16 protein-coding genes are annotated in these 13,730 nt (G+C 75.1%); 8 read left to right on the top strand and 8 right to left on the bottom strand.

Annotation, left to right across the window (positions count from 1 at the left end; translation table 11 throughout):
- Positions 1 to 166 precede the first annotated feature (166 nt).
- From pstS to AMPC_RS12515, 7 genes are all read left to right on the top strand, one after another.
- On the top strand, positions 167 to 1,198 hold the full coding sequence (pstS, locus tag AMPC_RS12545) for a phosphate ABC transporter substrate-binding protein PstS (RefSeq protein ID WP_248341452.1): 1,032 nt from the start codon (positions 167 to 169) through the stop codon (positions 1,196 to 1,198).
- Complete coding sequence (pstC, locus tag AMPC_RS12540; RefSeq protein WP_248341449.1) at positions 1,182 to 2,204, top strand: phosphate ABC transporter permease subunit PstC; 1,023 nt, start codon at positions 1,182 to 1,184, stop codon at positions 2,202 to 2,204. The genes pstS and pstC overlap by 17 nt, the downstream gene beginning before the upstream one ends.
- A gap of 3 nt (positions 2,205 to 2,207) precedes the next feature.
- Entirely contained in the window at positions 2,208 to 3,053 is an 846-nt protein-coding gene (pstA, locus tag AMPC_RS12535) for a phosphate ABC transporter permease PstA (protein WP_248341448.1), read from the top strand.
- Positions 3,054 to 3,070: 17 nt separating this feature from the next.
- Entirely contained in the window at positions 3,071 to 3,811 is a 741-nt protein-coding gene (gene pstB / locus AMPC_RS12530; protein ID WP_449658162.1) for a phosphate ABC transporter ATP-binding protein PstB, read from the top strand.
- 8 nt (positions 3,812 to 3,819) lie between these two features.
- On the top strand, positions 3,820 to 4,506 hold the full coding sequence (gene phoU, locus AMPC_RS12525; RefSeq protein ID WP_248341443.1) for a phosphate signaling complex protein PhoU: 687 nt from the start codon (positions 3,820 to 3,822) through the stop codon (positions 4,504 to 4,506).
- A 122-nt stretch (positions 4,507 to 4,628) separates the two neighbouring features.
- A complete protein-coding gene (locus tag AMPC_RS12520; protein ID WP_248341440.1) occupies positions 4,629 to 5,837 on the top strand; it encodes a glycosyltransferase in 1,209 nt (402 codons plus the stop codon).
- A complete protein-coding gene (locus AMPC_RS12515; protein ID WP_248341438.1) occupies positions 5,834 to 7,138 on the top strand; it encodes a glycosyltransferase family protein in 1,305 nt (434 codons plus the stop codon). The genes AMPC_RS12520 and AMPC_RS12515 overlap by 4 nt, the downstream gene beginning before the upstream one ends.
- A gap of 4 nt (positions 7,139 to 7,142) precedes the next feature.
- On the opposite strand, the gene AMPC_RS12510 is transcribed toward AMPC_RS12515, so the two are convergent.
- From AMPC_RS12510 to AMPC_RS12500, 3 genes are all read right to left on the bottom strand, one after another.
- Complete coding sequence (locus AMPC_RS12510; RefSeq protein WP_248341437.1) at positions 7,143 to 7,958, bottom strand: metallophosphoesterase family protein; 816 nt, start codon at positions 7,956 to 7,958, stop codon at positions 7,143 to 7,145.
- Between the two features lie 116 nt (positions 7,959 to 8,074).
- The gene (locus AMPC_RS12505) at positions 8,075 to 8,491 is read right to left on the bottom strand and encodes a response regulator (RefSeq protein WP_248341435.1); all 417 of its coding nucleotides are present in this window, start codon (positions 8,489 to 8,491) and stop codon (positions 8,075 to 8,077) included.
- Positions 8,461 to 9,594, bottom strand: coding sequence for a sensor histidine kinase (locus tag AMPC_RS12500; RefSeq protein ID WP_248341434.1), 1,134 nt, complete (start codon positions 9,592 to 9,594; stop codon positions 8,461 to 8,463). The genes AMPC_RS12505 and AMPC_RS12500 overlap by 31 nt, the downstream gene beginning before the upstream one ends.
- A gap of 290 nt (positions 9,595 to 9,884) precedes the next feature.
- On the opposite strand from AMPC_RS12500, the gene AMPC_RS12495 reads away from it, so the two are divergent.
- Positions 9,885 to 10,103 (top strand): hypothetical protein, encoded by a 219-nt coding sequence (locus AMPC_RS12495; protein WP_248341433.1) that lies wholly within the window; start codon positions 9,885 to 9,887, stop codon positions 10,101 to 10,103.
- On the opposite strand, the gene AMPC_RS12490 is transcribed toward AMPC_RS12495, so the two are convergent.
- The 5 genes from AMPC_RS12490 to AMPC_RS12470 all read right to left on the bottom strand — a co-directional run bounded on the left by AMPC_RS12490 (position 10,063) and on the right by AMPC_RS12470 (position 13,692).
- Complete coding sequence (locus AMPC_RS12490; RefSeq protein ID WP_248341432.1) at positions 10,063 to 10,278, bottom strand: hypothetical protein; 216 nt, start codon at positions 10,276 to 10,278, stop codon at positions 10,063 to 10,065. The two genes, AMPC_RS12495 and AMPC_RS12490, sit on opposite strands and share 41 nt — an antisense overlap.
- Before the next feature lie 8 nt (positions 10,279 to 10,286).
- Positions 10,287 to 10,886, bottom strand: coding sequence for a phosphatase PAP2 family protein (locus AMPC_RS12485; protein WP_248341431.1), 600 nt, complete (start codon positions 10,884 to 10,886; stop codon positions 10,287 to 10,289).
- Positions 10,887 to 11,037: 151 nt separating this feature from the next.
- Positions 11,038 to 12,069 (bottom strand): ABC transporter substrate-binding protein, encoded by a 1,032-nt coding sequence (locus AMPC_RS12480; RefSeq protein WP_248341429.1) that lies wholly within the window; start codon positions 12,067 to 12,069, stop codon positions 11,038 to 11,040.
- Positions 12,066 to 12,833, bottom strand: a complete 768-nt coding sequence (locus AMPC_RS12475; protein WP_248341427.1) for an ABC transporter permease — start codon at positions 12,831 to 12,833, stop codon at positions 12,066 to 12,068. Before AMPC_RS12475 ends, AMPC_RS12480 begins: the two co-directional genes overlap by 4 nt.
- Complete coding sequence (locus AMPC_RS12470) at positions 12,760 to 13,692, bottom strand: ABC transporter ATP-binding protein (protein ID WP_248341425.1); 933 nt, start codon at positions 13,690 to 13,692, stop codon at positions 12,760 to 12,762. Before AMPC_RS12470 ends, AMPC_RS12475 begins: the two co-directional genes overlap by 74 nt.
- Between the last annotated feature and the right edge of the window lie 38 nt (positions 13,693 to 13,730).

Genomic DNA, 13,730 nt, shown 5'->3' with positions numbered 1-13,730 from the left:
CCCTCTCCGGTCTCCCGTGCCCTCGGCGGGCGGCGGGCCTGGGAGGGGGCGTGCCCGTTTCGCCTCGTCTTCACGTAGCCGTCACACGAACGTCACACGCAGCCACCGCCGCGTCACGCTCCGCCTCTAAGAAACCCCGCAACCAAACGAAGAGAGGAAGACAGAGATGAAAAAGCTCCTCGCGACCTTGCTCCTCGCCGGCGCCGCCCTGGCGGCCCGCGCCGACAACCTCCTCATCACCGGCGCCGGCGCCACCTTCCCGTTCCCGCTCTACTCGCGCTGGTTCAGCGACTACAACAAGCAGCACCCGGACCTCCGCTTCAACTACCAGTCGATCGGCTCGGGCGGCGGCATCAAGCAGATCACCGAGAAGACGGTGGACTTCGGCGCCTCCGACGCCCCGATGACCGACGAGGAGCTGGCGAAGGCCCCCGGCATCCAGCACATCCCGACCGTGCTCGGCGCCGTGGTGGTGACCTACAACGCCCCGGTGAAGGACCTGAAGCTCACCGGCGAGGTCCTCTCGCACGTGTTCCTCGGCAAGATCACGAAGTGGAACGACCCGGCCATCGCCAGGGAGAACCCGGGCGTGTCCCTCCCGAACCAGGCCATCGCGGTCGTCCACCGCTCCGACGGCTCCGGCACCACCGCCATCTTCACCGACTACCTCGCCAAGGTCTCGCCGGAGTGGAAGGCCGGCCCGGGCGCCGGCAAGAGCGTGAAGTGGCCGACCGGCCTCGGCGCCAAGGGCAACGAGGGCGTCACCGGCCTCGTGAAGCAGACCCCCGGCGCCGTCGGCTACGTGGAGCTCGCCTACGCCAACCAGAACCACCTCGAGATGGCCTCGCTCAAGAACCACGACGGCGCCTTCGTGAAGCCGTCGATCCAGAGCACCTCCGAGGCGGCCGCCGGCGTGAAGATGCCGGCCGACTACCGCGTCTCCATCACCAACGCGACCGGCAAGGGCGCCTACCCCATCGCCTCCTTCACCTACCTGCTCGTCTACCGGGACCAGCACGACGCCGCCAAGGGCGCCGCGCTCGTGAACTTCCTGAACTGGGCGGTGCACGAGGGCCAGGCCGCCGCCGCGCCGCTCGACTACGCCCCGCTCCCGAAGAAGGTCGTGGACGAGGTGACCGCCACGATCAAGGGCCTCACCGTCCAGGGGAAGCACGTCTCCCTTGCCGCCCAGCACTGACGTCTCCCTCGAGCGCGCGCGCTCGACCGCCTCCGCACCGGCCCCCGGCGTCCGCGCCGGGGCGCCGGGGCGGGCCGCCCGCGGCCGCAACCGCGGCGACCGCGCCTGGGCGGCGCTGCTCGGCCTGCTCGGCGGGGCGGTGCTGGCGCTGGTCGGCCTGGTGGTCCTGTCGCTCGTCCACGTGGCCCGCCCGGCGCTCAAGGCCGGGGCGGGGACCTTCGTGGCCTCGAGCGACTGGGACCCGGTCTCCGGCTCCTTCGGCGCCCTCCCGTTCATCTACGGCACGGTGGTGACGAGCGTGGTCGCCATCGCGGTGGCGGTGCCCATCTCGGTGGGGCTCGCGCTGTTCCTCCAGGAGATGGGGCCGCGCCGGCTCCGCCCGGTGGTCTCGTTCGCCATCGAGACGCTGGCCGCCATCCCGAGCGTCATCTTCGGCCTCTGGGGCCTGTTCGTGATGGTCCCCTGGCTGCGCGACTCGGTCGAGCCGTTCCTCGCGCGCACCCTCGGCTTCCTCCCCATCTTCCAGGGCGCGCCCATCGGCCTCGGCTACCTCGCCGCCGGCCTCATCCTGGCGGTCATGATCCTCCCGACCATCGCCTCGGTGACCATCGAGGTGCTGAAGACGGTCCCGGCGTCGCTCAAGGAGGGCGCGCTGGCGCTCGGCGCCACCCGCTGGGAGGCGATCCGGATGGCCATCCTCCCCTACAGCCGCGCCGGCGTGCTCGGCGCCGCGCTGCTCGGGCTCGGGCGCGCGCTCGGCGAGACCATGGCCGTCACCATGGTGATCGGGAACTCGCCCACCATCAGCACCTCGCTCTTCGCGGCCGGGTACTCGCTCCCGGCGGTCATCGCCAACGAGTTCGCCGAGGCCACCGGCGACGTGCACACCGGCGCGCTCGCCGGCCTGGCGCTGGTCCTCTTCGGCGTGAGCCTCATCCTCAACTCGGCGGCGCGGCTCCTCGTGCGGATGGTCTCCTCGGGGCCCGCCCGCGTCTCCGCCTCCTAGCCCATGCGCTCGCTCCTCCTGCGCCGGGCGAAGAACCACCTCATGACCGCCCTCTGCGCGGTCGGGGTGCTCCTCGCCCTCGCGCCGCTCGCCTCGCTCCTCTGGCTCGTGGTGTCGCGCGGCGTCCCCGGGCTCTCCCTCTCCTTCTTCACCGCGCTCCCCACGCCGGTCGGCGAGCCCGGCGGCGGCGTCGGCAACGCGGTCGCCGGCACCGCCATGCTGGTGAGCCTCGCCTGCGTCGTCGGGCTGCCGATCGGGATCGGCGCCGGCGTCTTCCTGGCCGAGCGGGGCGACGGCCTCTTCGGCCGCGCGGTCCGCTTCACCGCCGAGGTCTTCTCCGGCGTGCCCTCCATCGTGGTCGGCATCGTCGCCTACGGCCTGGTGGTCATCCCCATGCACCGCTTCTCGGCGCTCGCCGGCGCGCTCGCGCTCGGGCTCCTCATGATCCCGACCCTGGCCCGGGCCACCGAGGAGCTGGTGCGGCTCGTGCCGGGGTCGCTGCGGGAGGCCTCGCTCGCGCTCGGGGTGCCGCAGTGGAAGACGAGCCTCCGGATCGTCCTGCGCACCGCCCGCGGCGGCATCGTCACCGCGGCGCTCCTCGCCATCGCCCGCGCGGCCGGCGAGACGGCGCCCCTGCTCTTCACCTCGCTCAACAACCAGTACTGGAACCTGCGGCCGGACCAGCCGACCGCCTCGCTCACCGTGCAGATCTTCAACTACGCCATCAGCCCGTACGAGGACTGGCACCAGAAGGCGTGGAGCGCCGCGCTGGTGCTCCTCCTCGTGGTCGGCGGCCTCAACCTCCTCGCCCGGCTCGCCCTGCGCAGCCGCCTCGGGAGCAGCCGATGAACGCCCAGGAGCCCAAGATCCGCGTCGAGGGGCTCGACGCCTGGTTCGGCCCGAACCACGCCGTCCGCGACGTCTCCATCGACGTCCAGCCGCTCTCGGTCACCGCCGTCATCGGCCCGTCCGGCTGCGGCAAGTCCACCTTCCTGCGCTGCCTCAACCGCATGCACGAGCTCGTGCCGGGCGGGCGCGCCACCGGCAAGGTGACGCTCGACGGCGAGGACCTCTACGACCGGAGCGTGGACCCGGTCTCCATCCGGCGGCGGGTGGGGATGGTGTTCCAGCGCCCCAACCCGTTCCCCACCATGTCCATCTCCGACAACGTCGCCGCCGGCCTGCGGCTCAACGGCTGGAAGGGCGACCTCGACGAGATCGTGGAGCGCTGCCTGCGCCAGGCGGCGCTCTGGGACGAGGTGAAGGACCGGCTCCACACCGCGGCCACCTCGCTCTCCGGCGGCCAGCAGCAGCGGCTCTGCATCGCCCGCGCCCTGGCGGTCGAGCCGGAGGTGCTGCTCATGGACGAGCCGGCGAGCGCGCTCGACCCCATCGCCACCGCCCGCATCGAGGAGCTCATGCACGAGCTCAAGGTGCGGTACACCATCGTGGTGGTGACCCACAACATGCAGCAGGCCGCCCGCGTCTCCGACCAGACCGCCTTCTTCTACATGGGCGAGCTCGTCGAGGTGGGCGACACCGAGACCATCTTCACCAACCCTCGGGAGCAGCGGACCGAGGACTACGTCACCGGGAAGTTCGGGTAGGAGCGCCGATGGTCACCATCCACACCGATCGCGCCTACGAGGCGGAGCTGCAGGACCTCCGCGACAAGCTGCTGGCCATGGGCGGCAAGGTCGAGGCCGCCATCGCCCTCTCGGTCCGCTCCATCCTGGAGCGCACGCCCGAGCTCGCCGAGCGGGTCAAGGACGACGACCGCGAGGTGAACCGGCTCGAGGTGGAGATCGACTCCGCCTGCCGCCGCCTCCTGGCGCTCCGCCAGCCGGCCGCGAGCGACCTGCGCTTCATCACCACCGCGCTCAAGATCGTGACCGACCTCGAGCGCATGGGCGACCTCGCGGTCAACGTCGCCGAGCGGGCGCTCGACCTCGCGAGCGCGCCGGCCCTGGCGCCGCAGCACCGCCTGGCGCGGCTCGCCGAGCTCTCCGAGGCCCAGCTCAAGAAGGCGCTCGACGCCTTCGTCTCGCGCGACGCCGCCAAGGCCGAGGAGGTCATGAAGGGCGACGACCTGCTCGACGCCCTGTACCTCGAGATCTTCAACGAGCTGCTCGCGCTCATGATGGAGGACTCGCGCGTCATCCGGCGGGCCACCGCCCTCATGTTCGTGGCGAAGCACCTCGAGCGCTTCGGCGACCACGCCATCAACCTCGCCGAGATGGTGATCTTCATGGTGCGCGGCACCGACGTGCGCCACCCCGGCAGCCGCGAGCCCGCGGCGTAGCCGATTCGTCACCCGGGGTTCGCCGGCCGGTCTCGCCGGCGCCCCGGGCGCGCCACGCGCCCCCTGCACGATCGTCTCGCTCCGGCCGGTTCCGGAGCGAGACCCGCGCAGGAGGTACCGCCGTGGCCGTCGCCCTGAGCAGCCTGCTCCTCGCCGCCGCCCTCGGCGGCCTCCTCCTGCTGGCGGGGCAGTACCTCGCGCTGCGCGGGCACCTGAGGGGAGCGTCACGGCCGCCCCTCCCCGGCCCTCCCCGCCCGAGCGGGGAGGGAGCGCCGGTCGTCTCGGTGCTGAAGCCCCTCTGTGGCGCCGACGACGACCTCGCGGCCAACCTCGACACCTTCGCCGCCCTCGACTATCCCGACTACGAGGTGCTCCTCGGCGTCCGCAGCCCGCGCGACCCGGCCTGCGCGGTCGCCCGCGCCGCCATGGCCCGCCACCCCGGCCGGTTCCGGCTCTGCCTCCAGCGGGGCGAGCCGGGCATGAACCCCAAGGTGAACCAGCTCCTCACCCTCGCGCGCGTGGCCCGGGGGGAGCTCCTGGTGGTGAGCGACTCGAACGTGCAGGTGCACCCCGACTACCTCGCCGAGATCGCGGTGCTGCTGCGGGATCCGGCGGTGGGCCTGGTGACGCACCCCATCGTCGGCGTCGGCGAGGAGCGGCTCGGCTCGGTGCTCGACGGGCTGCAGCTCGCGGGGGGCGTGGCGCCCGGGGTGGTGGCGGCGAAGCGGCTCGCCGGGCACGACATCGTGGTGGGGAAGTCGATGGCCTTCCGCCGTTCGGACCTCGACGCGCTCGGCGGCTTCGCCGCGGTGAAGGACGTGCTCGCCGAGGACTTCGTGCTCGGCCGCATGGTCCCGGCGGTCCTCGGCAAGCGGGTGGCGGTGGCGCGCCGGCCGGTCCGGAACGTGAGCCAGCGGCGCAGCGTCGCCGACTTCTTCTCGCGCTACCAGCGCTGGAGCGTGCTGCAGCGGGCCCTCGCCGGCCCCGCGCTCCACGCCGCCCAGGGGCTCCTCAACCCGACGCTGCTCGCCACCGGCGCGGCGGCCCTCGCCCCCTGCCCGCGCACCCTCGGCGCGCTCGCGGCGGTGGCCGCGGCCCGCGCCCTCCACGACGAGGGCTGTGCCCGCCTCCTCCGCGGCCGGGGCTACGGCCTCGCCGCCGCCGCCGCGCCGGTGAAGGACCTCGTGCTCGGCGCGGCCTGGGCCCACGGCCTCTTCGCCCGCGAGGTGGTCTGGCGCGGCAACCGGCTGCGCGTCCTGCCGGGCTCGCGCCTCGAGCCGGCCCGGCCCCGCCGCCTCGGCCGCGCCGCGCCCGCGGCGAGGGCGGCGTGACCGGAGCCGCGGCGCCGCTCGTCGTGGCGGCGGACATGGGCTACGGCCACCTCCGCGCCGCCTGGCCCATCGCCGAGGCGCTCGGGGTGGAGGTGCGCGAGGTGGACCGGCCGCCGCTCGCCGGCGCCGAGGAGGAGCGGCTCTGGGCCCGCACCCGGGCCGCCTACGAGCTGACCTCGCGCCTCTCGCAGTGGCCGGTGGTCGGGGCGCCGCTGCGGGCCGCGCTCGACGCCGCCACCGCCATCGAGCCGCTCCACCCGCTGCGGGACCTCTCCGCCGCCACCGGCCCGGTGCGCGCGCTGGAGCGGCTCCTCGGCGGCGGCAAGCTCGGCCAGGGGCTGGTGGAGGAGCTGCGGCGGAGCGGCGCGCCGCTCGTGACCACGTTCTACACGCCGGCGCTCGCGGCCGACCGGGCCGGCTGCCGCGGCGTGCACTGCGTGGTCACCGACTCGGACCTCCACCGGATCTGGGCCCCGGCCGAGCCGGCCACGAGCCGGATCCGCTACCTCGCCCCGACCCCGCGCGCGGTGCGCCGGCTCGTCGCCTACGGCGTGCCCCGCGAGCGGGTGGTCCTCACCGGCTTCCCGCTCCCCGACGAGCTGGTCGGCGGTCCGGAGCTCCCCGCGCTCACGCGGAACCTCGCGGCGCGGCTGGTGCGGCTCGACCCGGAGCGCGAGTTCCGGCGCGACTTCCGGCACGAGCTGTCGCGCTTCCTCGGGCCGCTGCCGGACGAGGAGGAGGGGCGGCCGCCGCTGCTCGTGTTCGCGGTGGGCGGGGCGGGCGCGCAGGCCGGCCTCGCGGCGAGCTTCCTGCCCGGCTTCCGGCCGGCGCTGGAGGCGGGGCGGCTCCGGCTCGCGCTCGTGGCCGGGCTCCGGCGCGAGGTGGGCGACGCCTTCCGCGAGGCGATCGACGCGGCCGGCCTGGGGGCGCTCCCGCCGGGCGCCCTCGAGCTCGTCGAGGCCACGTCGTTCGGCGGCTACTACCGCGCCTTCAACGGGCTGCTCGCCCGCGCCGACGCGCTCTGGACGAAGCCCTCGGAGCTCTCGTTCTACGCCGCGCTCGGGCTCCCGGTGATCTGCGCCTGGCCCGTCGGCGCCCACGAGAAGTACAACCGGCGCTGGCTCCTGCAGGCCGGCGCGGGGCTGAAGCAGGGGGAGCCGCGCTTCGCCGCCGAGTGGCTGCCGGAGTGGCTCGCCGACGGGACGCTGGCCGGCGCCGCCTTCTCGGGCTTCCTCCGGCTCCCGAAGTTCGGGCTCTACCGGATCCTGGAGGAGCTCCGGGCCGCCGCGCGCCCGGCCTGACCTCTCAGGCCGCGAGCCCGGGATCGACCGGCCGCGGCGCCCGCGCCGCCGGCCTGGGCGCGAGGATCGGGGCCACGCCGGCGTCCGAGTGCAGCCACCGTTCCCCGGCCACCCGCCCGTCCGCGTAGTCGAGGAGCCGGGCGGCCTCGAGCTCGGTGGAGCAGCCGGCGTTGAGCACGGCGAGGGGCGCGCCCGCGGCGCCCTCGAGCTCGACCCGCGAGGCCGCGTGCCGGTGGCCGTGCAGGACGAGGTCGCAGCGCCCGGCGATCCGCGCGAGGAGCGCCGGGCCGAGCGCGAGCTCGGCGGTCCAGGGGCGGCCCAGCCAGGAGGAGAGCCGCTCCACGAGGCAGTCCTCCGGGAGCGGCAGCGGGTGGTGGTGCAGCATGAGGACGCGCAGCGCGCCGGGGCGCGCGGCGGCGAGCGCCCGGTCCACGAGGTCGAGGTCGCCCGGCGCGAGCGCGCCGTGGCCGGAGAGGAAGGAGCGGTTGTGGGGACCGGTCGAGTCGAGCCGCACGAGGTGCAGCCCCTCGTGCTCCTCCACCTGGACCCGGTCGCCCGGCATGAGCGCGCCCCCGAGGTCGTGGCCGAGCCGGTCGTGGTTCCCCGGCACGAGGGTGAGCCGCCCGGCGTCGCGCCAGGGGGCGAAGACCTCCTCGAACTCGTGCAGCTCGCCGCGCTGGCCGCGGTGGGTGAGGTCGCCGGTCAGGAGCAGCCGGTCCACGCCGGCGGCGAGGAGGGCCCGGGCGAGGCGGCGGGCGGCGGCCCCGGTCGCCTCGTCGCGGCCGAGGTGGAGATCGGAGAGGTGGGCGAGCGTGGGCATCGAGTCGTCCTCCGGCGGGTGGCGCGACGGACTAGACCAAGGGTGCGTGTCGGGGGCGCGGCGAGCGCGTGAGGAGCGCGCGAACTCGGCGGGGCGGGGCGCCGGGGCCGGCGCGTTCAGGCCCCGCGGGCCCACGTCCCGAGGACCCGCCAGACGCGCTCGCGCAGCATCCCGAGGTCGCCCTTGCAGACGTAGCCCGCCACCCCGAGCGCGCTCACGCTCTGCCGCAGGACGTCCTCGTCGTTCGACGAGTAGAGCACGATGGGGGCGCCGCGCGGCGCGCCGCCCGCCCAGCTCGCCCGCCGCTGCTCGGCCCGGCGCAGGATGCCGGCGAGGGTCTCTCCGGAGAGCCCAGGCATGTTCACGTCGAGGAGCACGAGGTCGGGCTCGACGTCGCGCAGCCGCTGGGTCGCGCCGAACGCGCCCTCGTGGCAGTGCACCTGGAGCCCCTCGTCCTCGAGGAGGCTGCGCGTCAGGTAGAGGTGCGTGGGGTCGTCGTCGATCACGAGCACGACGGGCTTGGCGGTGGGCATCGCGGGGGTCCTTCGTCGAGGGAGGGGATGGTGAGGGTGAAGGTGGAGCCCTGGCCGCGGACGCTCTCGACCGCGAGCCGGGCGCCGACGAGCTCGGCCATGCTGCGCGCGATGGCGAGCCCGAGGCCGGTCCCCTCGTGCCGGCGCACCCGGGCGTCCTCGCACTGGTGGAACGGCAGGAACAGGCGGGGGAGGTCCTCGGCCCGGATGCCGATGCCGGTGTCGCGCACCCGCAGCGCCCAGGCCTCGCCCTCGCGCGCGAGCGAGAGCGCCACCTCGCCCCGGTCGGTGAACTTGACCGCGTTGCCGGCCAGGTTGAGGCCGATCTGGCGGAGCTTCTGCGGATCGGAGCGCACCCGCGCCGGCTCGGGCGGCGCCTCGACCGAGACGCGCACCGGCTTCTGCCCGGCGAGCACCCGCGCGGTCGCGGCGAGCTCGGTCACCAGCGCGGAGAGGTCCACCTCCTCCGGCACCACGTCCATGCGGCCGGCGTCGAGCTTGGAGAGGTCGAGCACGTTGCCGACGATGGCGCGCAGGCCGGCGGCGCTCGACAGGAGGAGCCCGAGCCGCTCGTCCACCGCCTCCGGCTGCCCGCGGGCGCTGGCGCGCCGGGCCAGCTCGGCGAGCCCGATGATGGCGTTCACCGGCGAGCGCAGCTCGTGGGTGACGTGGGCGAGGAAGCGCGAGCGCAGCGCGTTCTCGCGCTCCAGCTCGGCGGCGCGCGCGGTCGCGAGCTCGCGCTGGGACATGCTCGTCGCGAGCGCGGCGCTCTGGTGCAGCGCCAGGTCCCGGACCGAGATGAGGCCGACGAAGCGCCCGCCGTCCTCCACCAGCAGCTCGTCGTAGACGAGCGCCCGGGGGCGCGACAGCGCCCGGTCCACCACGTCGGCGAGCGGCGCCGCCGCCGGGACCGTCAGCGGGGCGGTCTCGGCGATCCGCTGCACCGGGCCGCGGCCGAAGAGCTCGTAGCCGAAGTTGCGGAGCAGCTTGAGGAGGAGCTTCGGGCGGGTGACGAGGCCGCGCGGCGCGCCGTCGTCCACCAGCGCGAGGGCGTCGAGCTCCGGCTGATCGAAGAACCGGTCGGCCACGCGCCGGACCGGCATCGACGGGGGGACGCTCTCCCGGGAGGTGACGAGATCGCCGGCGCTCAGCATCGGGAGGCGAGTAACACGGCGCCGCGAGCGCCCGCGGCGACGGTTCGGTGAAGGGTCGGTGACGGTCCCGGGGCCGCGGTCTTCTGGGGCGCGCCCGAAAGCGGCGCGCCGATTCGCCTCTGTAAACGGACGCTTGAGGACTCCCCCGGCCGTGGGAGGGGTTCGACACCGTCTTGTCACCGACGACCCCGCTCCCGGGGCCTATGGATCGGATCGCACACCCCTCCCCGAGGCTCCCGATGAGCACGAAGCGCGAGCGATTCTTCCGTTGCCGGTCCCAGGACGCCGGGACCGAGGAGCTGGTGCTGCAGGCCTGGGACGCCCAGGCCGCGGCCCGCGCCTACCGGGAGGCGCTCCGGCGCGGCGGCCTGTCCTCCGCCGTCGCGGTGGAGGTCGAGGAGCTCGCCGGCCGGCCGATCACGCCGGGAGCTCTTCTGGCGGCACCGGCCGGCGCTTGAGCCGCAGCTCGAGCCAGAACGCCTCGTCGAGGAAGGCGTCGGGCTCGCCGTCGGCCAGGAAGGCCTCGTGACAGTCGGGGCAGAGGGGCAGGTCGCCGGTGGGGGCGGCGGCGCGCTCGCCCTCGAGCTTGCAGCCGCACATGTGGCAGGTGGTGGGATCGAGCGGTTCGTTCATGGTGGTTCCTAGGCGACGAGCAGGCGCGCCAGCACCCCGGCGGCGACGCCCAGCACCGAGCCGGCGGCGACGTCGAGCGGGTAGTGCGCCCCGAGGTAGACGCGCGAGAGGCCGATCCCTACCGCGAGGACGGTGGCGATCGGTCCCGCCCAGAAGGGCTCGCCCGCGAGGGCGACCGCCACGCCGAACGCGGCGGCGGTGTGGCCCGAGGGGAAGCTGAAGGCGTCGGGGTTGTCGGCCAGCGCCTCGAACTGCTCGATGGCCGAGGAGGGGCGGGCCCGGTTGAGGGTCCGCTTCAGCCCCTGGGCCAGGAGCGCGGCGAGGCTGCTGCCGGCGGCCACGCGCAGCCCGAGGTGGAGCCCGGTGGGGCGCATGCTCGCGAGGAGCACCAGGCTCGCGAAGGTCCAGCTCCGCGCGTCGCCGGCCGCGGTGAGCAGCCGCGCGAGCCGCGTGCGCCAGGGCCCGTGGAAGCGGCGGACCCCGAGGAGGAGCGTCTCGTCGAACGAGAGGAGCCGGTGGAGGCGCGAGGGCGCGAGGGCGCCGGGGAGGGCGGCGGCGCCACCTCCCACCAGCTCCTCGGGCGACTGCAGCGCTGCGGGCCTCTCCATCGCGTCCTCCGAACGGCGCTGGTCCATCCAGCTCCGGTGCCCAGGGTCGCGGCCGCGGAAGGCGCGGCCGGGGCACGCCTGTAACTTTTGGATGGCGCGCCATCGCGGCCAGCCCCCTGGTCGAGGGGCAGGAGCCGGGGACGGGGCCCTCTCAACGAGCGGCCGCCGCGCGGGCCTCGGAGAGGAGGCTCCCGTCCACCAGCCCGGAGAGGTCGCCCTCGGGCGCGAGCTTCAGGGCGGCGGCGCGCCGGGCGGCGGTGGCGAGCTTGTCGGCCATCGGGTCGTCGGTCGGCTCGAGCCGCGAGAAGGCCGCCTGCAGCACCGCCTCCGGGAGCGGATGGCCGGCGAGCTTGCCGAAGGCGGCGTTGGCGGCGCGGGCGAACCCGGCGGGATCGCGCCGCCAGCGCTCGGTGAGCGAGAGGTGCGCCCGCAGCGCCGAGACGAGGTCGGGGCGCCGGTCGCGCAGCGCCCGCTCGCTCACGACCACGACCGTCGTCGGGAAGGTCCGCTCGGGCCAGAGGTCGCGCTCGTCCACCAGGATCCGCCCGCCCGCCTGGGCGACGAGCCGGGACGCCCACGGCTCCGGCACCCAGGCCCCGGCGAGCTGCCCCTGCTGGAAGAGCGCCAGGATCTCGGCGTTGGCGATGGGGCTCACGTTGACCGCCGGCGGCTTCTCACCGATCGGGAGCCCGGCCTCCCGCAGCCACCACCGGAGCGACACGTCCTGGCTGTTGCCGAGCTGCGGCGAGGCGACGCGCTTCCCGGCGAGGTCGGCCGGCCCGCGCGCCTCGCGCACCACCAGCGACGCGCCGCCCGAGGCCGCCCCGGCGACGACGCGCAGCCCGCCGTGGGAGCGGAGGTAGGCGAGCGCGGCCGGCGCGTTGCCGACGTAGCAGAGGTCGAGCTCTCCCGCGAGGAGCGCCTCCATCGCGCTCGGGCCGGCGTTGAAGGTCCGCGCGGTGATCCCCCTGCCGCCCAGCGCGGCGGCGAAGGCGCCCTCCGCGTCGCCCACCAGCGCCTGCGCGTGGGTCACGTTCGGGAAGTAGCCGACGCGGAGCGGCCCGCCGGGCGGCGGCGCGCGGCGGCAGGACGAGAGCAGCACGAGCGCCACCGCCAGGGCGACGAGCAGGGCGACCGCGACCACCGCCGAGGCCGAGCGCCGGAGCTGCTCGCGCCGCCTCACGCCGCCTCCGCCAGGCCCCAGCGGCGCCGGACCCGCACCTCGGCGAGGTGGAAGAGCACCTGGTCCACCGCCGAGCCGATCGCCACGATGGCCGCCATCACCGCCATCACCTGCGGCACGTCGAGCAGCTCGCGCCCCTGCGCCAGGAGCTGCCCGAGCCCGCCCGCCACGAAGAGCAGCTCGCCGGCCATGAGGGCCCGCCAGGCGAAGCTCCAGCCGAGCTTGAGGCCGGTGACGATGCCGGGCAGCGCGGCCGGCACGAGCACCCCGCCGTAGAAGCGGGGGCCCTTGATCCCGAGCGTGCCGGCGGCGCGCAGCAGGAGCGGGTCGATGGCCGAGACGCCGTCCTCGGTGGAGATGGTGATGGCGAGGAGCGAGCCCATCACCACCACGAAGAGGATGGCCCACTCGGTGAGCCCGAACCAGAGCACCGCCAGGGGCAGCCAGCAGATGGACGGGAGCGCCTGGAGCCCGAGCACCAGCGGCCGGATCGCGAGCTTGACCCACCCGATGCGGGCGATGGCGACGCCGAGCGGCAGCCCGATGGCCGCGGAGAGGCCGTACCCCTGCGCCAGCCGCGAGAGCGAGCGCAGCACCGCGGCGCCGAGCCGCCCGTCCTGCAGCATGAGCCAGAAGCTGCGCGCCACCGCCACCGGCCCGGGGAAGAGGTGGTGCGGCCAGGGCCCGATCCTAGAGGCGAGCTCCCACAGCGCCAGGAGCCCGGCCAGGAAGGCGATCCGAACCAGGGAGGCTCTCGCGGTCATCTCGGTCCTCGGGCGGCGGGGTGGCGGGGCCGGGCGGGTCGCGGCGGCCCGGCTCGACGCTGCCGATCTCCTCGCGGATGCGCCGCGAGAGCTGCACCAGCGCGTCGTCGTCCGGGTCGCGCGGGCGCGGGATGTGGACGTCGAGGTCGTGGATGACGCGCCCGGGCCGGGCGGCCATCACCACCACCCGGTCGCCGAGCACCAGCGCCTCGCGGACGTTGTGGGTGACGAAGACCACCGTCTTCTGGTCGCGCATCCAGATCCGCTGCAGCAGCCGGTGCATCTGGTCGCGCGTCTGCGCGTCGAGCGCGCCGAAGGGCTCGTCCATGAGCAGCACCTGCGGGTCCATGGCGAGGGCGCGCGCCAGCGAGACGCGCATCCGCATGCCGCCCGAGAGCTCGTGGGGCTGCGCCCGCTCGAACCCGTCGAGCTGCACGAGGTGGATGAACTCGAGCGCCCGCGCGGAGGCCTCGGCGCGCGAGAGCCCCCGGGCGCGGAGCGGGAAGGTGAGGTTCTGCTTCACCGAGAGCCAGGGGAAGAGCGCCGGCTCCTGGAAGACCAGCATCCGCTCCGGCGAGGGGCCCGACACCTCCTGGCCGTCGATGGTGATCCGGCCGCCGCTCGGCGCGATGTGCCCGGCGAGGGCGTAGAGCAGCGTGGTCTTGCCGCAGCCGGAGGGGCCGAGGAGGCAGACGAACTCGCCCTGGTGGACGTCGATGCTCACGTTGTCGAGCGCCACCACCTCGTTGCCGAAGCGGTGCCCGACCCGCTGCACGGCGATCTTGGCGTCACCCGCGCGGGCGCGGCGCGGCACCAGCAGGCGCCGCGGGCTGAACCCCGACTTCAGCCAGTCGAGCATCTTGGAAGCATGTCGCGGCGAGGCGCGCTTCGCCTGCC

This window comes from Anaeromyxobacter paludicola, assembly GCF_023169965.1.
GTDB classification, from domain to species: Bacteria; Myxococcota; Myxococcia; order Myxococcales; family Anaeromyxobacteraceae; genus Anaeromyxobacter_B; species Anaeromyxobacter_B paludicola.
This window is presented reverse-complemented; position numbering and strand designations above follow the sequence as displayed.